Below are 24,994 nucleotides of genomic sequence, written 5' to 3'. Positions count from 1 at the left end.
AACGCGATTTCCAATGCGATAAACACAAAGTGCGAATTATGCCTGCAATGGCATCGAACGAAAAGCATGTTAACAACACGTATTTGATTAGCTTTTATTCATAAGATTTACAAAACAACTCTGGTCATACCATTCTTTACAAAAATATCACCATAATACATGGCCTTATTAATTGCGGTTTGACCTATGCATCAAATTTAAAACGCAATATACGTCTGATCTTTGACAAGTTAATAAACATACAATTAACATTATATTTACATTGCAGTTGTAAATCGAACCGACAGCAACTGGTGTAAAAGGCACACAACAAATACAAAGACTTCGGTCTAATATAATGACACCCTAGGAGGGTCAAGGATGAACAAGAAGCACTGCTCTCTGCTTACAATTTCAATATTGTTTGCGTGTAATGCCCAGTCTGCGGGCTTTCAGGTGGCCGAACACTCGGCTTCTGGTCTTGGTAGAGCATTTTCAGTTGAAGGCGCAGTAGCCGACAATGCGAGCGTATTAGCACGCAACCCAGCTGCGATGACACTTTTTAAAGAAGCTCAATTTTCAGGCGCGCTCTCTGTCGTCGATCCTGAAGTTAACGTCTATGACACTTTCCATAAAGAACACGCTAACGACGTTGCCCCACTACAAATCGTTCCGGCTGGCTACTACATCAGCCCAATCAACGACAAATGGGCTTGGGGTATTGGCATGTTCACCACCTACGGTGTCGCGACCGATTACCCAGATGACATTTCTGCTGGTGACATGGCGGGTGATACTTCCCTACTTTCGGTTAACATTAACCCGAATATTGCTTACCGCATCAACGAACAGTTTAGCGTTGGTGGTGGTATTAACATTGTTTACGCACATGCAGAGCTTACTCGCCACAAAGGCGCATTGGCGCCGTTATTTGGCCCAGGAAGCAAAAAATCTGACAACCTAATCGGCATGGAAGGCGATACTTTCGCTTTCGGTTGGAACATTGGTGCCCTTTACGAATTGAATGAAAACAACCGTTTTGGATTCGGCTACCGTTCCAAAGTGGATTTAGACTTCGATGAAGGTGAATTCAGCAGCTATGACTCTGGCATCGCTAATGCGTCAAAAGTCGATGGCCGTTTACAAATCTCTCTCCCATCCATTATCGAATTGTCAGCATTCCATCAATTAAATGATAAATGGGCGATCCACTACGGATGGCAACAGACAGACTGGAGCACATTTAAAGAGCTAAAAGCAACCAGCAAAGACTGTGTTGATGGCGTGTGCTTCTTTAAACCTGAGAAATATGAAGACAACAACCGTTACTCCTTCGGTGGTACATACACACTAAACAATCAATGGACACTTCGCGCTGGTATCGCATACGACGAACAAGCAGGTGAAGCAACATTGAGTATCCCTGATAGCGACCGTTTCTGGTACAGCGCAGGCGTGACTTATGCAATGAAAGAGAACCTAACCTTCGATGCAGGTTTTGCTTTTGTTAAGAGTAAGTCCGGCTCGTTCACTGAAACCAACGCAGCAGATCAAGAGATCACATTCGACTCAGAAGGTACTGCTTACATCAGTGCTGTTCAAGTGAACTACACCTTCAAATAATCAGGATTAACGGAGTAAACCAATGAAACACACGTTTAAACTATCACTGCTTTGTTCTGCAATCCTACTTGCAGGTTGTGGTGACGATACCTCTAGCTCAGGCACATCGGATACAGTCACGTTTGAGCCAGCAGTTCAAGCGCTTCTTGACCGTAACACGTCTATCAGCTTTACACTTCAAGGTGCCAATGCAGATGTTCCTGCGCCATCTTACCTATTGATGGATACAACAGACGGAACACTCGGTCTTCCGACTGGTGGTGATGACGCTCTAACTAACCCGTTAGCGGCAATGAACACCATGGATGGCTGGTCAACATCAATGCCTATCGTACTTAACTTTAATGGCGATGGTTTCGCTGATGGTCTTGTTACGTCAGGCGTTAGCGTTATTAAGATCAACCAACGCTTGACTGACTGGGATGGTGCTTCAAACCCAATTGAAAAAGTACTAACACTTGGCACAGATTTCGTTGTGCAAGCAAGCGGCAACTCGCTTTACATCCAATTCATGAATTCTCTTGATGAATCTGGTGAATATATTTTCGCAGTAACTCAAGCGATTCAGGATGTTAACGGCAACCCTATCGGCACTTCAGGCAGCTACGCGACAGGTAAATCAAAAGAGATTGTCTACGAGACTGGTGACCTAGCTTCAGTCCAAGCGGCAACAACTGCTGTAGAAGGCATTTTCGGTCTAGCGAGCGTGAACCCAGCAGACATCGTTTACTCTTCATGGTTTAGCACCCAGTCTGTCGGCGATACGCTTGCCGCAGTAAAAGGCGTGACAGCAACAGGCTTTGCAACAGGTGCAAATACGCTAAACACGGTTTACAAGAACGATGCGAATGAAGGTTCTGTCGATTTAGCAACAGCATACACAATGACATTGGGTACAACGCAAGACTTTGTTACAGCACTAGATGCCGATGAAGACTTCAACAAGTACATCAGCGATCTTGATGCCGCTAAGACAGCGATCAAAGGTTTGTACGCTGGCGCAGCTGTCGATGTGAATGTTACTCAGGGTGTGGTGCGACTACCGCATTACCTAGAGAAAGGCGCAGATTGGAACATGCAGCCTATGGTTTCTGCAATGCCTAGCCTAGCGAAGCTAAGTGCAGCGTTGGCGGATCCTGCAGAACAAGCGAACATGGTTCAACAACTGTCTACTGGTGTATTTGCTGATGATCCTGTTGATGTGACCAAGCTAGCAACCGATCCAACCGAACAGTTGAAACTGGTTGGTTCTACGCTGTTCCTATCAGACGGCACTCAACTAGATAGCGACCGCATTATTACTCGATACTCTCCAGTACCTGTGGTTAAATCATTAGAAGACGTGGAGTTCCTACTGTTTACGCCAGAAACTGGGACTCCTACAGAGGTTGTGATTTACCAACACGGTATCACGTCAGCCAAAGAAAACGCTTACTCTTTTGCGTTCAACATGGTGAAAGCCGGTGTTGCAGTTATCGCAATTGACCTGCCTATCCACGGTACTCGTAGCCTAGATGACCAACGCTCAGCAAATGCGGATGTACTGGCTTACCTAAACCTGTCTAACCTAGCGGTAGCGCGTGATAACCTTCGCCAAAGCGTACTTGATGTTCTTGGTCTACGTGCAAGCTTAGTGGTTTCAGCGCAAGCTGGCCTCCAAGCAAGCAGCCCGCTTCAAGGCTTTAACCCAATGATGGGTTCAAAAGTCAAGATGCTTGGTCACTCATTGGGTGGCATCGTTGGTACTTCTGCTGTAGCGGCGGCGAACAACACATTGGGTAGCCCAACGGCAGACGCGTTGTACACATTCAGCGGCGCATCAATTCAAAACGCAGGTGGCCAAATTGGTAACCTACTGCTTGGTTCGTCTAACTTTGGTCCACAGATCAAACACAACTTAGCTTATGCAGCATCAACTGAGTACGCGAGCTATGCTGATGCATCTTGTGCAGAGCTATCAGATAAAGCGTGTTACGAAACATTTGAGCAAGTAGCAACAGAAGCACAATTAGCGGCACTTGAGTCTGGCTTCTCTAGCTTTATCTACGCTGCGCAGACGACGCTAGATACGGTTGATCCATTTACTAACGCGAGTGACCTAATGGCTTCAGGTTCGCTTTCAACACCATTCTTTATGACAGAAGTCGATGGTGACGATACTGTGCCAAACAACGTAGCCAATGCACCGTTTGCGGGTACTGAACCTCTAGCAGCGAAACTAGGACTAACAACGGTGAACAGTTCGAGCACAACCGTGTCTCCTTCTGCGAGCTTTGTACAGTTCAATGCAACTGCGACACACAGTACATTCGCTTCTCCTGGCGGTACGTTAGCGGACCTAGACCATCATGTAGAGATGCAGATGGAAAATGCTGACTTCCTAATGGACGATATGCTAACGGGTGTAACTAACACCGCTGTACTTAAGTAAGCATCGTTACCTAACCAAAGCCCAGTTTCGACTGGGCTTTTTCGTTTCTGTTCTATTCAAACCCACTCATATTTCCTCTGCTATAGTTATAACGTTGTCTTTGTCTAACTTATTTGTTTAAAAAGGAAAACTTTATGCGCGTATTGACCGTTATTGCTACTGCACTACTTCTTGCCGCTTGCGGCAGCAGCCAATACCTAATGTCAACGAATGAAGGGAAAATCATTACCTCTTACGGCAAGCCGGACTTAAATGAAGATACTGGCATGTACGAATACGAGGACGTGGATGGCAAAGAAATGAGCATTTCGAAAGACCAAGTCGTGCAGATTATTGAACGATAAAACGACATGCCCTCTGGAAATCAGGGGGCACTTTCCATTCATTTTGAATAACTTTACCCTTCAGCAATAACATTCATCAATGCAACTGATTCATCATTCAAAACAATCAACACCATTATTTATATTCTAGATATTATTTGTTTAGCCAATATTTTACATCTTCACCTCTTTCAGGTTGGAATATTGTAAAATCTCGCCTTTAATTCTCTAACACCCTTTTATTTCTCAGGATAAAGTGGATAATACCGCCACCAAAAAACATTACTAAGGTGAGTCCTTATGTCTATCGAAGCTACTCTGCTTGCTCGCTGCGAGTCAAAATGTGAACTGTGTTCTTCTGAATCTCAACTAACAGCATTTGCTGTTCCACCACACGGTAACGTGACGGTTGATACTGCTATCATGGTTTGTGATAAGTGTCTTGGTGAGATCGAAGATCCTAAAGACATTAACCACTGGCGCTGCTTGAACGACAGCATGTGGAGTCAGGTTCCTGCGGTACAAGTAACTGCATGGCGCCAACTTACTCGCCTAAACACAGAAAGCTGGGCTCAAGACGCTCTTGACATGATGTACATGGAAGAAGAGCAAATGAACTGGGCTATGAAAGGTATGTCTGCTGACGATAAAACTGTTGACTGCAACGGCACTGAACTTAAGAAAGGTGACGATGTAACAGTAATCAAAGACCTACCAGTTAAAGGTACAAACCAAGTAATCAAGCAAGGTACTGTTATTCGCGGTATCAGCCTTGGTGATGACCCTAAACTTGTTTCAGGTAAGGCAAACGGTGGTCAGTCAATGTACGTGATCGCTGAGTACTGCCGTAAGAAGTAATCTCAACATTACTTTCGAATTAAACGGGGTTCCAATCGGGACCCCGTTTTCGTTCCTGGTGTTCTGCACCTTTCGGTTATCTAACTCACTACTTATCTGCCTATTTACTCCGCCTATCCTTTTCCGTTAGTCACTTTCGCTCATCGCTATTTTCATTTAAGGTTCAACCAGGAAGAATTTAGATGGATTGTAGTATGAAGAAGTTAACCATCCTTGACGGCGGTATGGGAAGAGAGTTGAAACGCATGGGTGCCCCATTCTCTCAACCACTTTGGAGCGCACAAGCTCTGATTGAATCGCCAGAATTCGTTTACCAAGCGCATAACAACTTTATCCACGCTGGCGCAGAGATCATCATCGCCAACAGTTATGCCTGTGTGCCATTCCACCTTGGACAAGCTCTTTACGATCAGAAAGGCAGTGACCTAGCACGTTTTGCAGCCCAAATTGCTCGTGAATGTGCAGATAAGTCATCGACACTCGTTCAAGTAGCAGGTTGTATTCCACCAGCGTTTGGTAGTTATCGACCAGATCTGTTCGAACCCAAATTAGGTGAAATCATTTTCAGGACTTTGTTTGAAGCTCAAGAGGATTACGTTGATCTTTGGTTAGCAGAGACCATTTGCAGCCTAGAAGAGCTAACGTGTTTACAAAGCGTGTTCGCACGCAGCACCAAACCTACTGCGTATGCCTTTTCTTTAAATGATGATTCATTGGAAACCGTATTGTTGCGCTCTGGGGAAACCGTTATTCAAGCCATTGAACACATTGTACAAAGCGCAGATAACACCAATACCATCAGTGTTTACTTTAACTGTTCAGTACCTGAAGTAATGGCAAAAGCTGTCAGTGATACCAAAGCAGTTTTAAACCAACATAAGCTCGACATTGAAATTGGGGTATACGCGAACAACTTCACCGCAATCAAATCTAACCACGAAGCCAACAGCGCATTACAATCGATGCGTGAACTCTCACCAGAGGAATATCTAACTTTTGCGCAAGAATGGCATCAGCGCGGGGCTACCATTATAGGTGGATGCTGCGGTATTGGACCAGAACACATCAAAGCGCTTTCGGATTGGAAGGCGTCCCTCTAGTTCGCTTATCGAATCTCACCCGCGACAGTCTGCACACGATTAAAGGTCTCCGGCTCAGTCACCCACGCAGCAACAGCATCAATGTCCTTGATGGGTTGATTGAGCTTGAACATCCACTCTCCGTTCTTTGAGCGACCTTGTTGCTTCTCTAATGCGACAAAATCATGTTCTAGTACTTTACCTCTGTTTTCACCGCGCTTAACCGGTGTGGTTTCATTACTTGAGAGAAACACAATCGTTGCGTCATACGTACCATTCTCTTCAAATCGTAGAGTGAATTGGTTGCCAGAGCGCTCTAGTGCTAGTGATTGGGCTTTCTCGTTGTCGTTGCTGGGTAATACGCGCTTGCGCCAATTGAAAAAACCGCGCCACTCTTCACTATCAACGACAAATGCCGGAGTATAGACACTCCCTACCGCGCCATAAGCACGATACAAACGTTGCAACTGCGAGAATTCAGGCTTTGCGAATTTGTCTTTCCAGCCAAGGTAGTCCCAATAATCAACGTGGTAGGCAACGGGAATGTACTTTCCCCACAAATCAGGGTTGGATTCAAACGTAGAAAGGTATTTGTCTGCTGGTGGACAACTTGAGCAACCTTCGGAGGTAAACAGTTCTATCACTTGTGCGGGCTGTCCTTCATGAACCCAACTTTGTGATGCTGAAAGACTGGTAATAGCAACAAGTGCAATCGCGTTAATCATAGACAGCTCCTTTTCTTTGATACTGACTATGACCGTGCTAGCGACAGATAGCTTTCAATGCGGTTTTAGATGTGGCGATTTCAGATACAAAAATGCCGACGATTAAGCCGGCATTTCGAATTCGCTTTCCATTCAGATTAACGGTACATACCGATGTCTTTCTGAATGTGTGCAGATAGGTCTTCTGCGTAGTAGCTGCGAGGTGCAGAGTTGTCTACGAAAAGAATATCTAGTAAGTGAGCAATCAATCCTTTGAAGTTAACCGCGTAGGTCTTCTTATCCATAGAGGTTGGTAAAGCTACATTTGTCATTTGCATTGCTTGTGCCATGATTGCCTCTCTTTAAAAGCAGTAAATTGTTTTGTTGGTTGTATATTAGTCATTTTTTCTCTGAGCAAAAAATGACAAAATTTGGTTATTCAGATTAGTTTTTCTTATAAAACAATTCCGTTACAAACCATAAGAATACAAAATCCAACTAACCGCATACTTATTCAATAAAGCGAATCTTTAGTTGAATAACTTGGATTTACACAGGTAAATCCAAGTTTATTTGCAACATTTAATTAACCAAATATTCTTTTAAAGGATTTTGAATTTACAAAATACTTAAGAGTTTTGATTAGTAATTTTAACGCTAGAGCTATTGGTTTCTTTGTTCTTATAGATAGAAGCAATAACCGCTGTCGTCATCACTGTCACTAGGAAAGTTAATGACCAAACCGTTGGGATTTCGTATTGCGTGCCAACCAGTAGCATCTTCACACCAATGAACATCATGATCACTGACAACGCTGGTTTTAGGTACACAAACTTGTCCAACATTGCTTGCAGTACAAAGTACAGAGAACGTAAGCCAAGCAGAGCAAACACGTTAGCCGCTAATACCAAGAATGGTTCACGCGTTACTGCAAAGATTGCAGGGATCGAATCCAGTGCGAACATAACGTCCATCACCGCAATCACACCAACAACGATCAGCATTGGCGTTGCAACCCACTTACCTACTTGTTTCAAGATCAAGTGGTTACCTTGATACTCTTCTGTCACTGGTAAGAATTTACGAATGAACTGCTCAGGGTATGGGTTCACCTCTTCTTCTTCGCCTTTATCTCGCGCCAGTTTAATACCAGTCCAAATTAGGAATGCTGCGAATAGGTAAAGCACCCAATGGTATTGAGCAAGTAATTGAGCACCTACTGCGATCATGATTGCACGTAGAACTAACGCGCCAATCACCCCCCACAATAGAGCGCGTGGACGCAAATGCTCTGGCACCTTGTATTGCGCAAAGATGATTGCGAACACAAACAAGTTATCGACACTTAACGATTTCTCAAGCAAGTAACCAGTTAAGAATGATATGGTCGCTTTTTCGTGAGTATAAACGCTATGAGGCGCGTAATAATCCCAAAAGAAATAGATAGAGCCTGCAAAGACAAACGCTAATAAGAACCAGAATACGCTCCAACCAATTGCTTTTTTCATGGTAATCACGCCGCCACGAGTCTGATAGATATCGAGAGCGACTAAAACCAAAGTAAATAGGCCGAATACACCGTACATTGTCAGTGATTCTTGCAGTGGAACAGACTGGGATAATTGGGTGGTATTTTCGATAAGAGACATGCTTCCTCCCATGCGGAAGGACATTATTCGGGCTGACCTTCCGCAAACAATACAAACCAACAGTCACATTACCCATGTGTCTGCTAGTCAATGAATGCGTTGGTCTCGTTGAAGTGATCACATGACGAATCAAGTGACACCTTTATTTACCGGATAAGCTGATGCTTAACGAGATGACGATAAATAAACTTGCGCTAACTACTCCCCAAACGCCGCCATCATACCCCTGCTTGCGTCGATATCCAACAAAAAATCGTTATCGATAACAACAAAGTATTTTGTGAAGAATGTTTATCAACGTCATGAATTTGAAGCGGTTCAGATACAAAAAAGGAGCACTTATGCGCCCCTCATTTGTTGAATAGTCGGTCTTTAAAAACCAGTTAACGGTACAAAGTAAACCAGTGTTGACCAAACTGCGACCCAAGCAACGACAACCGCTGCGTCAGCCCAATCTTTTTTCCACATACTCTCTTCCCTCTTAATCGCATGTGCATCAAGAAGGGAGCAAAAAGGATACCAATAACGGTTATTGATTCTTCTGCGAGTAAAGTTTGTGACCTGGGTTCAAACAGTTTGGTTCGTCCGTAAGTAATTCAATAAAGCAATCCGCCATGGAGAGGTTGCTAACGAAGCCTTCGCCTTTCATATCCAGCAACGCCTCATAGCCCTCTTTGCCTTTCATGGTATAAGCAGACGAAGCACCACGATACCATGCCTCATCGTCAATCTGACACCAACGCTTACCATCAAAAATTTCTAAGTTTTTAATACGTTGGCCTTTTGGAGCGTCTGCTTGGTATTCAAAATTCAAGTTATGCGTATATGGGTAGCTGCCAGAACCGGTACCTTCAACGCCGTTGTTCAGTGCATTATTGATCGCGCCTTCTAATGCTAGGCGAACCACTTTACCCTGCACGTCATAACAACCGATTGGAACGGCAAATGGCAACAATCGTCCGGCAACATCTGCCACAGTAATATTTCCCGGATTGAGAGAAGTACGCACGCCTCCCGCATTATGAATTGCAAATTGAACGTTATGGCCACGCTTGTTAAGCGCATACAAGAACGAGTGCGCGACTGCCGGAGCAAGTTCGCTTCCACCAAATTCATCAGGAACACGCACGTGACGTTTCTTCTCTGCCACATTGGCAATCACTTGTGACTGAAGCTTACGTACTCTTGGGATGTACTTGTCGCTTAAGATAGCTTGTGTCTCTGGGTGCTTTTTACAAACGACCACGTTTGGTTGGCCATGAATAAAGTCACACGCTTCTTCAAACACGCCTTGGTCAAGCTGCTCATTTAGTGTCGAGTCCCAGAAAATTCGTCTTCCGAGTAGCAACTCATTTTGACCACTTAACATGTTCGCTTTGCCGTTTTCATCAAATTCAAGGACACAATGCCCCATGGTCAATGCGTGATAACCGGCTTGGACAACATAAGTATCGTTGACTTTAACACCATAAGGGTCGTCTTCGCCCAAACCGATTGCCGTAAAGTTACCTTGTAACCTATGGCTATGGCCTCCCACAATAATACCAATGCCATCCACTTGCGCTGCGAGCTCTAAATCCCCTTCATAACCTAAGTGACTCAAAAGGATGATATTTTTGATGCCCGCTTGATGAATTTGTTCAACAGTATGTCTTGCCGTTTCAATAGCAGAGATGAATGGCGTATCGGCATCTGGGTTGGCAATGTCACTCATCTTGTCGATAGACAGACCAAAGATGGCAACTTTCTCTCCGTCAAACTCTTTCACCAGATATTGCGCGCTTTGAGTCGTCGTATCGAAGCTTAATACGTTATTGCAATCACCCATGCGATGATCTTTCGTTGGCAATTCATTTGATAGGTCCCAGTTACCGGCAAGCAACGGGAAGTTGGTACGCTGACAAAACAACGCAACGGGCTCATTACCCATATCTAGCTCATGATTGCCTAAAGCCATCGCATCGATGTTTAGCGCGTTTAATAAGTCGGCGTTTGCTTTGCCTTTGAATAACGAAAAATACAACGTGCCTTGAAAACAGTCGCCAGCATGAAGAAACAACATACCCTGACCTTGGCGCTGAGCATCATCGCGAAGTTGCTCTACGCGCGTTGCAATACGTGAAAACCCACCAGCGCTCACGTAAGGCTCTAGTGTACGTTCGTTATCAATATTGAGTTTTAGCTGTAATGACGTTGGCTCAAAGTAGGAATGAGTGTCATTGATGTGTGCCAGTTTGATTCTGACTGGCTTATGATTTTTATTCATTGTCATCTTCTCTCTTTTCATTCCTTTTAATTATTAGAACTGAATCATGACAGAATCATGAATTTTATGAAACAGAGAAATTGTCATTTCATTTTAACGTGATCAAGATTCATCTTACGTACGAATTTGAAAGTGACTGTACGCCTAAACGGTCTGTATTCATAGGTTGATTGCTCTTAAATTTGTGAACTGAGCTTAACTTGCCTAGATCAATTTCATATATGCTTAGGAGAAGCAAAAGAACCCTCGATAATTCAAATAATTGCAAGGAGGAGTGAGATGAGACTAGAACGCATCGAAATCTCTGGGTTTAGAGGCATCAAACGCCTTTCACTCTCTTTTGACGAGCTGACAACTCTGATCGGCGAAAACACTTGGGGTAAGTCTTCCCTTCTTGATGCTCTATCCCTCGCACTGCCAGCTGATGGCTCGCTTTATCAATTTGAAATGACGGATTTTCACGTCGATTACGCCATTTCTCATCCACAGACGCAACACCTTCAAATCGTCTTGTGTTTCAAAGCTCAAGATAAGCAAGAGGTCAACGCGGGGCGTTATCGCCGGATAAAACCAACTTGGTGTATAAATGCTGATAACGAGAACGTCATCTACTATCGCTTAAGTGCGACGCGCGATGGACACCATATTACCACCAAATATGCATTTTTAGACTGTGATGGTGAACCTAAGCAGCTCCACCATTCAGAAAAGCTCGCAATTGAGCTAATGACGTTACACCCAGTGATCCGATTACGCGATTCTCGTCGATTCCCTCAGCCCAACCACATTAACGGCGAAAATAAAAACGCCCGCATTGAGAAGCGCATTAACAACACATGCCGCCGCTTGTTTGCCATGCCGGGCCATGTAAATAAAGGCGAAGTACGAAGTAGCTTAGATTCAATGCAAACCCTAGTGGAGCATTACTTCGCTTTCAGAAGCGTAAAAAAAGGCAACCCTCGAAAACCACGCGATGGACTTTTTTATGCCAGCCCTTCTTCAGACAAAGGCTTACCGCAGTTTTTGAAAGAGACAAACAACAAACAATCACGTCTACTGTTAATGGGCTTGCTTAATGCTTACCTTCAAGCAAAAGGACCGACCGACTTGAGACGTTGTGCTCGACCTATTTTGATCATCGAAGATCCAGAAGGACGTTTGCACCCTACCCATCTCTCTCGCGCTTGGAGCTTGTTGCAACTTCTTCCGATGCAGAAGATTCTGACGACAAACAGTGCCCGATTGCTTGGCTCAGTTCCTCTCGCCTCAATACGCCGGTTAATGCGCTTGTCTGACCGTACCATTGCAAAATCACTCAACACGAATCGATTCAGTGTCGATCAATTGCGTCGCATTGGCTTCCATATCCGCTTTCACCGTGCTGGCGCTTTGTTTGCACGCTGTTGGCTTTTAGTCGAGGGCGAGACCGAGGTCTGGCTGTTCAACGAATTAGCGCGTCAATGCGGATATGATTTGGCCGCAGAGGGCGTGCAGATTGTTGAGTTCGCTCAATCGGGATTGAAATCATTGGTCAAAGTTGCGAAGGAGTTCGGCATTGACTGGCACGTGGTGACAGATGGAGACCCTGCTGGTAAGAAATATGCGCATACTGTTCGCGCACATTTGGAAAATGACCAAGAACGTCATCGATTAACAGAACTTCCAGACAGAGATATTGAGCACTTCCTTTACAACAATGGCTTTGAATTATTCTTTAAGGACATTATCAAAGTTCCTCATGATCATCCCATGCCCGCCAAGAAAGTTGTAAGTCGTGTTTTGAAAAAACAGGCCAAGCCAGATTTAGCCTTAGCGATAGTCGCAAACTGTGAAGAGAGAGGCATGGAATGCATTCCTGTACTCCTTCGCTGGACGCTTAAACGCGTGGTAACCATGGCAAATGGCAACACGTGACAACTCGAAGACAAAAAAAAGCACACCAATTGGGTGTGCTTGTATCAAGAATCAGTAATTTTGATTAACGGTATTGAACGGGATAAGTCTCAATACACAGCGGATACAAATAAGATCGGGGGTTCACTACTGTACTTGCTCAGCAAGCGAAGAAGTAGCGGCTGATTTCGCATGTAACCAAAGTCCTGTTGCTTTCATTAGGTAACCAAACACACCACCTAAAATCAGCGATGGCACTACAAGTTGCCAATTGCCGTCTGCAGCAAAAGTCGCGCATGAGCCAATGAAAGTACCAGGGATGTACGCCAACCAAGCTTGCTTAGCTTGAATACACATGAAAAACGCAACCACAGCAGTAATTACATAGCCAAGAATCTCTAGCCCTGCATAAGTCGAACCGTAGATGATCACCATCGCCCAGAAAACACCACTCATGTTGGTGATTAAGCTAATTCCTAAGCCTTTCAAGCCACTTGTCGGGGATGCAAAGTAACTTGTACAGCCAAGAAAGCCAGCCCAAGATAATAGGCCTAGAGAGATCGCGATCCAGCCCCACACGCCAGAGAGAATGCCAGTGGTAATAGAGATTGCTAAAAGTGTTGTCATGGTATTCTTACCCGCTTGCTAGTTTCGTACCGTTATGGTTCGAAAACTGCCTTCATACATTGAAATCAGGCAGTCAATACTAGGCATATAGGCCGAATACTTCGGTGATTACGATCACATTAAAGTTTATATCGTTTCATTTTTTACACGTTAAATTTGACGCAACCGATAAATCAACAGATTTCGAAAATAACAAAGTCACAATAAATTGGGCGAAACGAGCAATAAATGACAAAAAAGGCCCTGCGAGATGCAGAGCCTTTTCTAAGATACGATCATTTTGTTTCGAATATCGCTTAAAGCACTGAAGGTTTACCCTTCATCATGCGTAAGCCTTCACGCTTAATGCAATCAACCAGCGGGTTTTCCGCCATATCGGCACGCCAGATAAATGACAACGTTCGATCCATCTTTAGATCAGGTACGTTCAATGCAACCAAATCACCTGCTTCGATGTAACGTTCTACATCAAGGTATGGTAGACACGTTAAGTACTGGCCATTCGATACTAAACTTCTAAGTACAGGCACGTGTTCATATTCGCGCCATACATCCAAATCTTCAATAAGATGGTGAATTGAACTATCAAAAATCTTGCGAGTTCCAGAGCCGTGTTCACGCAATACCCATTTTGCTTGCTCTAGTTGCGCTAGGCTCACAGACGAGTTACGTGCAAATGGATGGTGAGACGCTGCAACTACGGTAAGATGGTCACGACACCAAATCTCTTGGTGTAAACGGTTGTCATCGCAGCGACCTTCAATCACGCCTAGGTCGTATTTGTAATCTAGAACACCATCAATGACTGCTTGCGTACTTTGCACGCCTAACGAAATTCGCATCTCTGGAAAGTCGTTATCAATGATACTGATAAGGTCAGGAACCAAGTGTTCTGCCGGCGTTTGACTCGCACCTAATCGAATGTGTCCACTCAGCAAATGTTGCTCATAAAATCCCATTTCGATTTGCAGTGCGTCTTGTAACAAACGCTTTGCTTTCGGCCTTAACCACATCCCCCAATGCGTTAACGCCATTTGCTTGCCTTGCCTTTCAAATAAAGGTCTACCAAGCATTTTTTCTAACTGAGCGAGCGACATACTCGTCGCTGATTGTGTCAGAGCCAGTTTATCTGCGGCCTGGCTTACACTGCCGGTATCTGCAACTGCGTCAAAAACCGCTAATTGCTTAAGTGAGTAGCGCAAAGTTTCCTCCCTAATTGGCGAGTATTCACCATACTCTCGCAACCCCAAAAATACTGCGTTAATACGCAATGAAGTTCATTTTACCTGCCTTGAAAAACTTATCAAATAATTTGATGAGGATTCTAAATATTATCAATTTTACCTGTACCACTCATCCACTTAATCTGGATATGCGGTTCGGGAACACCGCAACAAAAAACAATAACACCTTCTCTTTCGAGTGCATTAAATGTCTCGATTTCATTAACCAAGGAGTTTCTATGGAACCACAAACTAAGGAGTCAATATGGCGGTGACCAGCTCTCAAAATCATCAGTATTTCTCACCAAAAGAAATGATGGCTGAAGCTGAGAAGTTTGCCCTTAGCAAAGCAAACAAAACCAGCGGCATGACACTGGGTTTGGCAATTATGGCAGGCGCATTCATCGGTTTAGCATTCTTGTTTTACATCACAGTGACAACAGGTAGTGCGGACGCAGGTTGGGGGCTTAGCCGTCTTGCAGGTGGTTTAGCATTCAGTATGGGTTTGATACTCATCGTCATTTGTGGTGGTGAGTTGTTTACCAGCTCAGTGCTTTCGAGCATCTCATGGGCAAACAAACAAATCTCATTCGGCAAAATGTTGTCGATTTGGGGCAAGGTTTATGTAGGTAACTTCATCGGTGCGATGTTCCTACTTGCATTGGTAAGCGCTGCTGGCTTGTACCAGATGGATGCGGGTCAATGGGGTTTAAACGCACTAAACATTGCGCAGCACAAGCTACACCACACATTGGTACAAGCATTTGCACTGGGCATTCTATGTAACTTATTGGTTTGTCTTGCTATTTGGCTAACGTTCAGTTCTGCAAATGCAATGACAAAAGCAGCGATGACCATCATGCCAGTGGCAATGTTCGTCAGCAGTGGCTTTGAGCACTGTGTAGCAAACATGTTCATGGTACCGCTAGGCATCGTAATCGCGAATTTCGCACCAGAAACTTTCTGGACTTCGGTTGGCGTATCGGCTTCTCAATACGCAGACCTAAATGTTGGCCACTTTATCACTGCAAACTTAATTCCAGTGACTCTGGGCAACATTGTTGGCGGCGCTGTGTTAGTTGGCTTAGCTAACTGGTGTATCTACCGCCGACCAGAACTAAAAGCAGCAAAAATTTCATCCATTACAAACACTACAACACTAACGTCAGTTAAGGAAACCACTATGAAAAACGCATCAATTGTAAAAGAAATCATGAACCTGAGCCCAGTTACTCTGAGCGTAGAAATGCCAGTTTCAACTGCACTAGATACCCTATTGGACAACAATCTAATCAGTGCTCCTGTTGTTGACATCGACAATCGTTTGGTTGGTTTCTTCTCAGCGCACGACGTAATGGTTGAGTTGTGGTGCCAAGATTACATCCCTGCTCAAGAACAAAAAGTTGTTGATTTGATGAGCCGTGACGTTGTAGCGATTGATGCTGGTGACCGTTTAGTGGATGTAGTTGAGTTCCTATGTATCGATAAAGAACAACTTTACCCAACAACAAGTATGGGCATGGCGACACGCTTTACTTCTCTTTCTCTTGAAGAGCGTGCTAAGAGCATCAAAGTAAGCAAGCCACAAGTGCTTCCTGTATTAGAAAACGGTTTGATGGTTGGTGTAGTAACACGTAACGAAGTACTAAAAGCACTACGTCCAGTTTACGGCGAACGTCTAAACCTAGTTGAAGACAAAGTACTAGAAACTGCATAAGACTATTACAACGAATAACCAGCAACTAGCAAGACAAGTTGGCACCAATAAAAAAGCGCTCTGTTTAGAGCGCTTTCTTCATTTATGTCGTTAAGAACGAGGTATAGCGAGAGGAGCTAGAAGTTACTTCTTAACACCTTCGATGTGCAGTTCCATATCAACATAGCTTGAAGAACCCATTACAGGAATTTCAAAATCAGCAAGCTCAAGACGAGTTTGACCGATGAAGCCTGCACGCTCACCACCCCATGGGTCGTTACCTGCACCAACAAATTCCGCTTCGATTGTGATTGGTTTCGTTACACCATGAAGAGTAAGGTCACCCGTTACGTCTAGTTTACCGTCACCTTTGTCTACAACTTTTGTACTCTTGAACGTCGCTTCGCTGTATTTGCCTGCGTCGATGAAATCACCGCTACGGATGTGCTTGTCACGCTCAGCATGGTTTGAGTCAAGGCTTGTCGTATCAACCACTACGTTTACTTTAGAGTCAGCGATGTTGTTTTCATCAAAAGAAAAGTCACCAGAAAATGTATTAAAACGACCTTTGATGAAACTGTAACCTAGGTGGCTAACTTTGAAGTTGATTGATGCGTGAGCACCTTTAGTATCGATAACATAATCTGCAGCGTTAGCACCAAACGGTAGTGCCATAGCGATTGCTAATCCTGTAGCGAAAAGTGACTTTTTCATTTTGAAGCTCCTAACATTTTTCTTAATGTGTTGTCTTTATCGATAAAGTGATGTTTGAGTGCAGCAGCAGCATGCAATCCTGCCATTAGGATCACAGCCCAAGCTGCATAAAAGTGGATTTCACCTGCAATGTCTGATTGACCAGGGAATAACTCCCCTGCGCTTGGTACGGTAAACCAGTTAAATACTTCGATACCGCGACCATCAGATGTTGAGATGAGGTAACCTGAAACAAAGATAGTAATAAGCAACAGGTACATAACCCCATGTGCGGCTTTTGCTGCAACTACCTCGTAAGGTTTACCTTCTACTTTTGGTGACGCCGTCACATGTTTCCATACGATGCGACCTAAAGTGAGTATTGCCAGTAAAATGCCCACAGAGCGGTGATAATGTGGTGCGGTTTGGTACCATTCACTGTAGTAGCTTAAATCGACCATCCACAGACCCACAGCAAACAAGCCGATAATGCAAAGCGCTGAAATCCAATGCATCGCTCTCGCCGGCACGTTGTAGTTCTTTACCAGTGTTTCCATCTCACGTTCCTAGATATCTTCCTAAGTTGATGTTGAGCAAGAAACACAACATTAACTTATTTGCCTTGTATGCAACAGATTATTTACCATCCTTTACATCAAACCAATAATACCTTTTTAAACAACTTGTTCGAAAAATTAGAAGGAACTTCAAACCATTTAAAAATCGGACACTTAGAGTTGAACTTCTTGCTCTATCTCATACAGTTCATCCGTCATTTCTAACATGCGTCGTTCGATCACGGTTTTGGCGTCTTCGATGCCCTTGTTGTAGTAGATAGGCGCTAATTTTTCAGTGATGAAATCAATCAAAAACTCACTGTCGAACTGGCCTATTTCCACTTCCAACTCGTCTTGCATGTAATCTTGTATCGCTGTCGCCAATGCTTCTTTTTGTGCTCTTTCTAGTTTGATCATATTTTACCTTCGGAACTCTATTCTCAATTTTGATGTTTAGATCAAGAAGTTGCCTATCTAAATTAGTCTATCCTAAAAGGACTATGCTAACCTTTCGCCGTTCAATTTGTTAACCGTTAAGGGATATTCTTTGCTACTCGACTTAGTCATCCAAAGTGTCAATGATTTTCAGGACGATTGTCTCAAACTGTGTGAGAAGCATTATCCTGCGGTACATAACCAAGGTATGAGTGAACACCATCTCGGCCTCGCATTTGCTCGACGCATGGAACACACTTTTCGTCACTTTGGTCATAGCAGTACCATCAAACCGATTGAAGTACTTGATGCCCCCGACCTACCTCACCACTACCGAATCTCATCTGAAATTGGAACGGTTTGGGTATTGAGCCACCATTTAGTCAGTGCTGGTAACTCATGCCGAGAGAACCTGCTCTCTTCGATAACGGAATGGCAAAGTGAATATGGTTATGCCCTGCAACCTAACGACCTATTGTTTTTAGTCAGCGACCATTGGATCAGTCGCAGCAAAACCAGTCGTGAACTGTTGCACTGGTGGATGGGAGAATTACCAGAACCGATTAACGAGTATACAGAGCAAGGCATTACCCTCTTTACCAGCGAATCACAGCTGACTCATTCATTAGATACACGTTTTGGAATCAGCCCTTGTTACATCAAATTCGGCCACCCTTTACGACGTTCCAATAAACAACAACAGGTGAGAAAGTACATTCAATTGTATGCCGTTTTACAGTGGTAGCATCAAATAGCAACGGGTAGATTATCAGTTCATTCAGCGATTTGTTTGAGGCGGGTCGATATTTCTGAGTGTGTTGAGCTATCTCGCTTGCCTTGCCTACGCTCCCCGCTTAGATTCAAGAAACTAAAGTAAAACTAGATGCACAACAATCAGTTAAGCATCAATACAGTGTCTTGGTCTAGGTTACAACAATAATGATGAGTATCTCGCAGCTGCTTAGCTGCATTTTAAAACAAGTAGATGGTCAGTACATCGCGCAATATAAACAGCTGACATTGCGAAGCGTGTTTCAACCTATTTATCAAAAAGATCTTTCCATTATCGGTCTAGAAGCCTTGGTTCGTATCAGTAACCAAGAAGGCTTAATGATTCGACCTGACCAGTTCTTTCAATCCACTACGATTCCTACAGAAGATCAAATCAACGTTGAGCGACTAAGCCGTCTCATTCACATCAGTAACTTTGGTCAATCCAAGTTTCGTAATAAAAAGCTCTTTCTCAACGTTCTACCAAAAGCAGCAGAAATGCTCGCAAAAGACATTTCCTATAGCAACTTATTAAAGCAGTCCATTATTGAAGCGGATTTGTGCCGTGAACAGATTGTGATGGAATTGGTAGAGCTCGATGCGAGCGACGAAAACTTCTTATACAAAGCAACAAAAGAGCTAAGCGATAACGGCTATTTATTGGCAATAGACGATTACGGCATTGATGCTTCAACAATAGAACGCGTTAGGTGTGTAAAACCCAACATCATTAAAATCGATCGTTCGTTGTTATTGAGATATGAGAATGGTGATTTTTCTTGTTTGATGGAAGCGTTGTCTTTGGCAAAAGATATTCGCTCAAAAACCGTTATAGAAGGAATTGAAACCGAGCATCAACTTAACTTAATGAAAAAGCTCGGTTTCGATATGTATCAAGGCTACTTATTGGCAATGCCACAAACGCTTGAAGCCTACCGGGAAGCAAAGACGGCATAATCAGAGCTACTGATGAATGCCATCATCTTTTTATTTTCGGTTCTTACCACGGTTTTTATGAATAGCCAGTTTCGCCTTCATCTTACGTTTTTCTGATGAACGACTCTTACGACGACCACCGCTATTGCGCTCCGGTTCAACCTCTTCGATTAAACTCGGCTCAAAGCCTTCTAACCATTCTTGCGGCAAACGTTGGTCAAGCAGGTTTTCGATAGCATGCAATAGATACTCTTCATCGCGGCTCATCAAAGAAACGGCCAAACCAGACTTACCTGCACGGCCAGTACGACCGATGCGGTGAACATAATCTTCGGCTTTGAATGGCATGTCGAAGTTAACTACTTGTTCTAACTCTTGAATGTCCAAACCACGAGCCGCTACATCTGTCGCTATCAGCGCACGTACTTTGCCTTCTTTGAATTCATCAAGCGCACGTTGACGCGCACCTTGTGATTTATCGCCGTTGATAGAAACCGCTTTGATGCCATCCAGCTTAAGCTCTTTGGCCAACTCATCACTGCCTTGTTTGGTTTTTGTAAACACCAACACTTGCTGCCAGTTACGAGAACCAATCAAGTAAGCAAGTAGCTCACGCTTGCGCTTTTTATCGACTGGATAAACCATCTGCTTAACGGTTTCTGCGGTCGTGTTTGCTGGAGACACTTCCACCTCAACCGGAGAATCCATCAGTTTGTACGCGATGGTTTTGATACGCTTCTCAAATGTTGCTGAGAACAACATGATCTGTTTATCTTGAGGTAGGCGACGAAGAATGCGTTGTAGATCTGGCCAGAAGCCCATGTCTAACATGCGGTCTGCTTCATCAAGCACAAGAACACCAGTTTTAGAGATGTTTACATTGCCGTTAAACAAGTGGTCAAGCAAGCGGCCAGGCGTCGCGATCAGTATGTCAGCGCCCTCTTCCAGCTTTCTCTTTTGTACGCCAATGCTCGTACCACCATAAACACAAACAATTTTAAGATCGGTGTTTGCTGAGTACTGCGTCAGGTTATCCATCACTTGCTGAGCAAGTTCACGCGTTGGCACAAGAATCAGTGCTTGCGGTGTTCCGTTTCGTTTCTTTTGCTGAACCGTTTGAATGATCGGCAAACCAAATGCAGCCGTTTTACCTGTACCGGTTTGAGCGGCAGCCAGTAGATCTTTACCTTCCAACACATGCGGAATCGACTTTTCCTGAACAGGTGTCGGAGTAACGATATTCATACCGCTTAGGGTATCAACCAACTGTTGTTCAATGCCAAGATCAGCGAAATTAACGGACATGATAAACCTCATAATTTTTGGAGCGCAGAGTTTACCAGAGCCCCTTTGGTCATACTACCTTTAGCAGTCAAGACGTTATGAATTAATTAACTGTTGATGATACTCAGCGGATTGACTCAACACATCTTGATATAGCGCAGCAAATTTCGCTTCCAATTGCTCATATTCATTGTCCAAATCTTCGAACGTTGTTGTTAAGTCAGCCATTCTTGGGCTTCTTTGTGACATTCGATGAAGGGCAAACTCGATGTTTTCTAAGTCTTGATATGACTGTAGCCAACCGCCACTCCACATTCGGCTGTGAAGCATTAAAAATCGCGGTGGAAGATCGTCAGAGATTTGTTTGTTCACTTCGCTATACGCATAACGAACGAAGGAATCTAAAGATTGCGGGCTGAATGTGCACCAATTTTTCGCTAAACAATGGTCCCAAAACATATCAAGTGCGATGGGAGCGAAACGTCGAGCAACACCTGTGAAGTGCGGTTTGCATTCTTCAACAAGAGCATGATGGTCGGTAATACGATCAACGAAACGGTGGAGTTTGATGCCATTGGAAATATCAGTCTGATATTGCTTGCTTGGATCTCCCTTTACGAAATCTCCAAGCAAGTTTCCCATTAAATGGCTATTACAGTGATCTGCAATATGCAGGTGGGCTAGAAAGTTCATTAGACGCTGTGAGTGGCCTTTTGGCTCGTCTTACATGAACTTAGTATAACGTCTGTTGTGACGCGATGAGAGTAATAATTGTACTTATTCAGCTTCGTCTTCTGAGCCAATGTAGTCCGACAAGATAATACCGATTTCAAGAGCATCTAGCATCTCTAGGCATTCGTCGTTTTGATATTGGTCGCTCATTGTGACCTCCTTTGTTTTACATCTCCTGAAGCTGCTTGCTTCAATCTCTACTGCCATTTTTTTTCTTCATCGATGACAGCAACTCCTTTTTATAGCCTTTATATGACACATTCATGACAGCGAGAAGTAAAGTTTTAGAAAGCTATGACAGAAATCATAAGTAAACGTTTGCTCTAATAACACCCTCTCGTTCATTAATTACATTAAATTGCACCCACCCTTTCTTTAACAAACTGTCAGTTTTTATTTAGTTTTTTGTCATTTATGGAGACGACGTACCGTTATAAGCGATCATAGATCTCATATTTTGAAATCTATCAACCTCTCGTTACATATTTTGCTGATAACCATCGCATATTTTGTTTCGATATATCTCTAAGTTTGTTCATCCCCTTTTCATCTCAAATGGAGCTATAAATGAGAGAAGTTGAGTTTAGAACGATAGACAGGTTATTTATCAAGATGTCTATCAACGACAAAATGTGGGTCATTTTCCTTCTATTCCTAGTGACTTTAACTTCAGTGGCGGGAAGCCGTTATTTCAATGATATTCAACAGTTTGAGCAGCAATCTATCCTAGCGGCAGAAGCGAAGCTCTCAGGCGTAGTTCAAGCTCAAGTACAAAACGTGGCAAGCGTGAATGGTGTGGTAAACGTGAGCAACGTTAATGATGCCAAATTCAACAACGGCACCGTGACGGTTTATGCGAAGCTGAGTTCAGGTCAGGCAATCCAACTGACAGAAAACCTTTCACGCCAGTTTGAGCAAGCAAAATCTGACGCTTTAACCTCTTTCCTTCTTAGCTTGCTTTGGATGGTACCATTCGCCCTTTTCACTTACTGGGTTGCGACTTTCCTTGGTGGTGCGCTTTGGGTGCTATACACCACTACGCAGAAAATTGGAGAAGGTGACTTAACTTCTCGCCTAGGTTTTCATCCGGGTCGTGATGAGTTTGGCACGATTGGTTGCGCACTAGATAAATCAATGGATACGCTGACAGAACTTGTCAACAATGTAAAAGACAATGCCAACACGTTAAGTGAGACATCCGCTGCGTTTGAGCAAGACATGAAGCTCAGTGAAACGCAAATCGCACATCAATACCAGACGCTGGATTCTGTTGCGACAGCGATGGAAGAGATGACGGCTTCAGCAAAAGAAGTCTCAAGTATCTCTCAGCAAGCTACGTTGCAATCAGATCAAGATGCTCAGCAAATCGAAAATAGCCGTAGTCGGGTTCAAAGCGTCATTTCGGAAATCGAAACACTATCGAGTTACATCGAACAAGCATCCGCATCTGTTAGCAGTTTGAACGAAAACACGACACAGATTAACGATGTGATTACCACGATTAACGCGATTTCAGAACAAACCAACCTTCTCGCGCTAAATGCAGCGATAGAAGCGGCGCGCGCTGGTGAACAAGGTCGTGGTTTTGCAGTTGTCGCAGATGAAGTTCGTACCCTTGCTAGCCGCACGCAACAGGCAACAGTCGAAATCCAAGCGATGATCGAGAAATTGCAAACGGAAAGCCAGAACATTGCGTCTATCACTGACCGTACGGTTCAACAAGCACAAACAAGCAGCCAGTTGATTGATGAGATTGGTCGTGACGTCACCGCAATTGCCGACTCTGCACGTTCATTAATGGACATGAGTATTCAGATTTCAACATCTGCAGAAGAACAAAGTGCCGTCGCGAATGACATCGCTTCTGAGCTGTCTGACATTCGTTCGCAATCCAATACTATTCGTGAAGTTGCCGAACAATCGACAACTGGTGTGGCAAACTTAACCAAAGCTTCTCAATCCCTTGGCGAAGTATTGAAGCGATACCGAACAGTCTAAAACTCGAACACGCTAAAAAAGCTCCCAATGTGGAGCTTTTTTTATGCTCGATCAACGGCAACGGGCAAAAAGCAACCATTAGATTGTCGAGGGAAAGCGAGCGGAAAAATAATTAAATCAAGCGTTCGATGAGTGCTTGTTTAATTTACTTTGAAGTGAATCGAAATAATTCTCTGAATTCGACTAAAGAATGTTCAAAGGTTAGGTGTTCGGCTATTCTAGATCTTGCCAATTTAATTTTGCTGCTGGTGAACAATATGAATAATTACAACAAAACAAAAGACACTGAAGATCTCCAGTGTCCACTCTGCCAATGCGATGAATATCTGATTTCATCCGATGGTGAAAAATTCACATGTGCCTCTTGCGGGTTTCATACAAAAAACTTTTCTTCCATCCAGTGCTTACATCAAACTCCTTACCTACAAACTAAATTTAAACACATCCATAGTTTGAGTAATATTTGTCACTAAACTGAGCAGCCTAAGAGCTGCTCTTTTAGTTCATCTAGATGGGAAATTTGAATAACACGTTCGTCATCGACCAAGTTAATCGGTGCGCCGTTGTATAGTTGTACGGTTTTTATGCCAGCGTTAAGCCCTGCTTCAACGCCTTTCGGCGTGTCATCAATGTACAAGCAATCACTTGGTAAAAAACCCATATTCATCGCGCTGTACATGATCAAGTCTGGTTCAGGCTTCCAGCTGTTCGCATCGAATGCAGAGAACACTTTGCCTTTAAACGCATCAAGTAGCCCCGTCAACTCAAGCGAGTATTCTATTTTATCTTTTGGTCCATTTGACGCCACGCAATACTCAATATTGTGCGAATCTAAAAACTGGATAAGTCGTTTCGCACCGTCCATTGGTTTTAAATGACGGACAAACAGTTTCTGTAACTCGTCACGGTACTGCGGCTCTAGTACATCAATCGGAACATTTAAGTTCATCAACTCTTTAGTGTCACGAAGGATATCCGCAAGCTTACCGCCTCTGAAGTGTTCTACGCATTCACTAAAACTCATCTCTGCACCGTATTGGCCAAAGACGTTCACTAGGGCCTGACAACACAAGCGTTCACTGTCTACTAGTGTGCCATCGCAATCAAAGATGACACATTTTATATTGTTAATAGCCATACGCCCTTCCCCCCGACGCTGAATATCTTAAAGACTTTAGCTGACCAATTTAATTGGCCTTATTGACTTATTTATTTGTACTAAATATGTATCAACATG

At 43.7% G+C, this 24,994-nt stretch carries 22 protein-coding genes; 10 read left to right on the top strand and 12 right to left on the bottom strand.

Annotation, left to right across the window (positions count from 1 at the left end; genetic code table 11):
* Positions 1-360: 360 nt before the first annotated feature.
* The 5 genes from ATB78_RS16345 (at position 361) to ATB78_RS16325 (ending at position 6,314) form a co-directional block, all read left to right on the top strand.
* Positions 361-1,602 (top strand): outer membrane protein transport protein, encoded by a 1,242-nt coding sequence (locus ATB78_RS16345; protein ID WP_061009246.1) that lies wholly within the window; start codon positions 361-363, stop codon positions 1,600-1,602.
* Between the two features lie 22 nt (positions 1,603-1,624).
* Positions 1,625-4,033, top strand: coding sequence for a VolA/Pla-1 family phospholipase (locus ATB78_RS16340; protein ID WP_061009245.1), 2,409 nt, complete (start codon positions 1,625-1,627; stop codon positions 4,031-4,033).
* A 134-nt stretch (positions 4,034-4,167) separates the two neighbouring features.
* Complete coding sequence (locus ATB78_RS16335) at positions 4,168-4,377, top strand: YgdI/YgdR family lipoprotein (RefSeq protein WP_005435119.1); 210 nt, start codon at positions 4,168-4,170, stop codon at positions 4,375-4,377.
* 279 nt (positions 4,378-4,656) lie between these two features.
* A complete protein-coding gene (locus ATB78_RS16330; RefSeq protein WP_005441869.1) occupies positions 4,657-5,214 on the top strand; it encodes an alkylphosphonate utilization protein in 558 nt (185 codons plus the stop codon).
* Between the two features lie 194 nt (positions 5,215-5,408).
* Positions 5,409-6,314, top strand: a complete 906-nt coding sequence (locus ATB78_RS16325; protein WP_061009244.1) for a homocysteine S-methyltransferase family protein — start codon at positions 5,409-5,411, stop codon at positions 6,312-6,314.
* A 5-nt stretch (positions 6,315-6,319) separates the two neighbouring features.
* Here ATB78_RS16325 and ATB78_RS16320 read toward each other — a convergent pair whose 3' ends face one another.
* The 4 genes from ATB78_RS16320 to ATB78_RS16305 all read right to left on the bottom strand — a co-directional run bounded on the left by ATB78_RS16320 (position 6,320) and on the right by ATB78_RS16305 (position 10,918).
* Positions 6,320-7,018, bottom strand: a complete 699-nt coding sequence (locus ATB78_RS16320) for a DUF1223 domain-containing protein (protein WP_061009243.1) — start codon at positions 7,016-7,018, stop codon at positions 6,320-6,322.
* A 137-nt stretch (positions 7,019-7,155) separates the two neighbouring features.
* Entirely contained in the window at positions 7,156-7,347 is a 192-nt protein-coding gene (locus ATB78_RS16315) for a hypothetical protein (protein WP_005451745.1), read from the bottom strand.
* 279 nt (positions 7,348-7,626) lie between these two features.
* On the bottom strand, positions 7,627-8,646 hold the full coding sequence (locus ATB78_RS16310) for a TerC/Alx family metal homeostasis membrane protein (RefSeq protein WP_061009242.1): 1,020 nt from the start codon (positions 8,644-8,646) through the stop codon (positions 7,627-7,629).
* Between the two features lie 529 nt (positions 8,647-9,175).
* Positions 9,176-10,918 (bottom strand): bifunctional UDP-sugar hydrolase/5'-nucleotidase, encoded by a 1,743-nt coding sequence (locus tag ATB78_RS16305; protein ID WP_061009241.1) that lies wholly within the window; start codon positions 10,916-10,918, stop codon positions 9,176-9,178.
* Between the two features lie 273 nt (positions 10,919-11,191).
* Here ATB78_RS16305 and ATB78_RS16300 point away from each other — a divergent pair, with 273 nt between their 5' ends.
* Positions 11,192-12,826, top strand: coding sequence for a DUF2813 domain-containing protein (locus ATB78_RS16300; RefSeq protein WP_061009240.1), 1,635 nt, complete (start codon positions 11,192-11,194; stop codon positions 12,824-12,826).
* Between the two features lie 126 nt (positions 12,827-12,952).
* Here the strand turns inward: ATB78_RS16300 and ATB78_RS16295 are convergent, their stop codons facing one another.
* Both ATB78_RS16295 and ATB78_RS16290 read right to left on the bottom strand, forming a co-directional pair.
* Positions 12,953-13,432, bottom strand: coding sequence for a DUF1097 domain-containing protein (locus ATB78_RS16295; protein ID WP_005441887.1), 480 nt, complete (start codon positions 13,430-13,432; stop codon positions 12,953-12,955).
* Between the two features lie 296 nt (positions 13,433-13,728).
* Positions 13,729-14,634 carry a LysR substrate-binding domain-containing protein gene (locus tag ATB78_RS16290; RefSeq protein WP_005441888.1) on the bottom strand — a complete coding sequence of 302 codons (906 nt, stop codon included), beginning with the start codon at positions 14,632-14,634 and terminating at the stop codon, positions 13,729-13,731.
* A gap of 286 nt (positions 14,635-14,920) precedes the next feature.
* Here ATB78_RS16290 and focA point away from each other — a divergent pair, with 286 nt between their 5' ends.
* A complete protein-coding gene (focA, locus tag ATB78_RS16285; RefSeq protein WP_061009239.1) occupies positions 14,921-16,372 on the top strand; it encodes a formate transporter FocA in 1,452 nt (483 codons plus the stop codon).
* Between the two features lie 123 nt (positions 16,373-16,495).
* On the opposite strand, the gene ATB78_RS16280 is transcribed toward focA, so the two are convergent.
* The 3 genes from ATB78_RS16280 to ATB78_RS16270 all read right to left on the bottom strand — a co-directional run bounded on the left by ATB78_RS16280 (position 16,496) and on the right by ATB78_RS16270 (position 18,018).
* A complete protein-coding gene (locus ATB78_RS16280; protein ID WP_009704468.1) occupies positions 16,496-17,065 on the bottom strand; it encodes a YceI family protein in 570 nt (189 codons plus the stop codon).
* Positions 17,062-17,601 (bottom strand): cytochrome b, encoded by a 540-nt coding sequence (locus ATB78_RS16275; RefSeq protein WP_005441891.1) that lies wholly within the window; start codon positions 17,599-17,601, stop codon positions 17,062-17,064. The genes ATB78_RS16280 and ATB78_RS16275 overlap by 4 nt, the downstream gene beginning before the upstream one ends.
* Positions 17,602-17,775: 174 nt before the next feature.
* Positions 17,776-18,018, bottom strand: coding sequence for a DUF2164 domain-containing protein (locus ATB78_RS16270; protein ID WP_005441892.1), 243 nt, complete (start codon positions 18,016-18,018; stop codon positions 17,776-17,778).
* A 130-nt stretch (positions 18,019-18,148) separates the two neighbouring features.
* Between ATB78_RS16270 and ATB78_RS16265 the strand changes: the two genes are divergently transcribed.
* Positions 18,149-18,781, top strand: coding sequence for a hypothetical protein (locus tag ATB78_RS16265; protein WP_009704469.1), 633 nt, complete (start codon positions 18,149-18,151; stop codon positions 18,779-18,781).
* A gap of 194 nt (positions 18,782-18,975) precedes the next feature.
* The gene (locus ATB78_RS16260) at positions 18,976-19,764 is read left to right on the top strand and encodes an EAL domain-containing protein (RefSeq protein WP_061009238.1); all 789 of its coding nucleotides are present in this window, start codon (positions 18,976-18,978) and stop codon (positions 19,762-19,764) included.
* Between the two features lie 30 nt (positions 19,765-19,794).
* On the opposite strand, the gene ATB78_RS16255 is transcribed toward ATB78_RS16260, so the two are convergent.
* Positions 19,795-21,048, bottom strand: a complete 1,254-nt coding sequence (locus ATB78_RS16255; protein WP_061009237.1) for a DEAD/DEAH box helicase — start codon at positions 21,046-21,048, stop codon at positions 19,795-19,797.
* A gap of 75 nt (positions 21,049-21,123) precedes the next feature.
* Entirely contained in the window at positions 21,124-21,720 is a 597-nt protein-coding gene (locus ATB78_RS16250) for an ACP phosphodiesterase (protein WP_061009236.1), read from the bottom strand.
* Between the two features lie 606 nt (positions 21,721-22,326).
* Here ATB78_RS16250 and ATB78_RS16245 point away from each other — a divergent pair.
* Positions 22,327-23,757, top strand: coding sequence for a methyl-accepting chemotaxis protein (locus ATB78_RS16245; protein WP_061009235.1), 1,431 nt, complete (start codon positions 22,327-22,329; stop codon positions 23,755-23,757).
* Positions 23,758-24,226: 469 nt separating this feature from the next.
* Here ATB78_RS16245 and ATB78_RS16240 read toward each other — a convergent pair whose 3' ends face one another.
* Entirely contained in the window at positions 24,227-24,895 is a 669-nt protein-coding gene (locus ATB78_RS16240) for an HAD-IA family hydrolase (RefSeq protein WP_061009234.1), read from the bottom strand.
* Positions 24,896-24,994 lie beyond the last annotated feature (99 nt).

Origin of the sequence: Vibrio sp. CUB2 (genome assembly GCF_001557945.1) — a bacterium.
Classification (GTDB): Bacteria; Pseudomonadota; Gammaproteobacteria; order Enterobacterales; family Vibrionaceae; genus Vibrio; species Vibrio owensii.
This window is presented reverse-complemented; position numbering and strand designations above follow the sequence as displayed.

Bases quoted from the DNA above. Each gene is read 5' to 3' on its own strand.
- ATB78_RS16345 (WP_061009246.1), top strand. From the start codon at position 361: ATGAACAAGAAGCACTGCTCTCTGCTTACAATTTCAATATTGTTTGCG.
- ATB78_RS16340 (WP_061009245.1), top strand. From the start codon at position 1,625: ATGAAACACACGTTTAAACTATCACTGCTTTGTTCTGCAATCCTACTT.
- ATB78_RS16335 (WP_005435119.1), top strand. From the start codon at position 4,168: ATGCGCGTATTGACCGTTATTGCTACTGCACTACTTCTTGCCGCTTGC.
- ATB78_RS16330 (WP_005441869.1), top strand. From the start codon at position 4,657: ATGTCTATCGAAGCTACTCTGCTTGCTCGCTGCGAGTCAAAATGTGAA.
- ATB78_RS16325 (WP_061009244.1), top strand. From the start codon at position 5,409: ATGAAGAAGTTAACCATCCTTGACGGCGGTATGGGAAGAGAGTTGAAA.
- ATB78_RS16320 (WP_061009243.1), bottom strand. From the start codon at position 7,018: ATGATTAACGCGATTGCACTTGTTGCTATTACCAGTCTTTCAGCATCA.
- ATB78_RS16315 (WP_005451745.1), bottom strand. From the start codon at position 7,347: ATGGCACAAGCAATGCAAATGACAAATGTAGCTTTACCAACCTCTATG.
- ATB78_RS16310 (WP_061009242.1), bottom strand. From the start codon at position 8,646: ATGTCTCTTATCGAAAATACCACCCAATTATCCCAGTCTGTTCCACTG.
- ATB78_RS16305 (WP_061009241.1), bottom strand. From the start codon at position 10,918: ATGACAATGAATAAAAATCATAAGCCAGTCAGAATCAAACTGGCACAC.
- ATB78_RS16300 (WP_061009240.1), top strand. From the start codon at position 11,192: ATGAGACTAGAACGCATCGAAATCTCTGGGTTTAGAGGCATCAAACGC.
- ATB78_RS16295 (WP_005441887.1), bottom strand. From the start codon at position 13,432: ATGACAACACTTTTAGCAATCTCTATTACCACTGGCATTCTCTCTGGC.
- focA (WP_061009239.1), top strand. From the start codon at position 14,921: ATGGCGGTGACCAGCTCTCAAAATCATCAGTATTTCTCACCAAAAGAA.
- ATB78_RS16280 (WP_009704468.1), bottom strand. From the start codon at position 17,065: ATGAAAAAGTCACTTTTCGCTACAGGATTAGCAATCGCTATGGCACTA.
- ATB78_RS16275 (WP_005441891.1), bottom strand. From the start codon at position 17,601: ATGGAAACACTGGTAAAGAACTACAACGTGCCGGCGAGAGCGATGCAT.
- ATB78_RS16270 (WP_005441892.1), bottom strand. From the start codon at position 18,018: ATGATCAAACTAGAAAGAGCACAAAAAGAAGCATTGGCGACAGCGATA.
- ATB78_RS16260 (WP_061009238.1), top strand. From the start codon at position 18,976: ATGATGAGTATCTCGCAGCTGCTTAGCTGCATTTTAAAACAAGTAGAT.
- ATB78_RS16255 (WP_061009237.1), bottom strand. From the start codon at position 21,048: ATGTCCGTTAATTTCGCTGATCTTGGCATTGAACAACAGTTGGTTGAT.
- ATB78_RS16250 (WP_061009236.1), bottom strand. From the start codon at position 21,720: ATGAACTTTCTAGCCCACCTGCATATTGCAGATCACTGTAATAGCCAT.
- ATB78_RS16245 (WP_061009235.1), top strand. From the start codon at position 22,327: ATGAGAGAAGTTGAGTTTAGAACGATAGACAGGTTATTTATCAAGATG.
- ATB78_RS16240 (WP_061009234.1), bottom strand. From the start codon at position 24,895: ATGGCTATTAACAATATAAAATGTGTCATCTTTGATTGCGATGGCACA.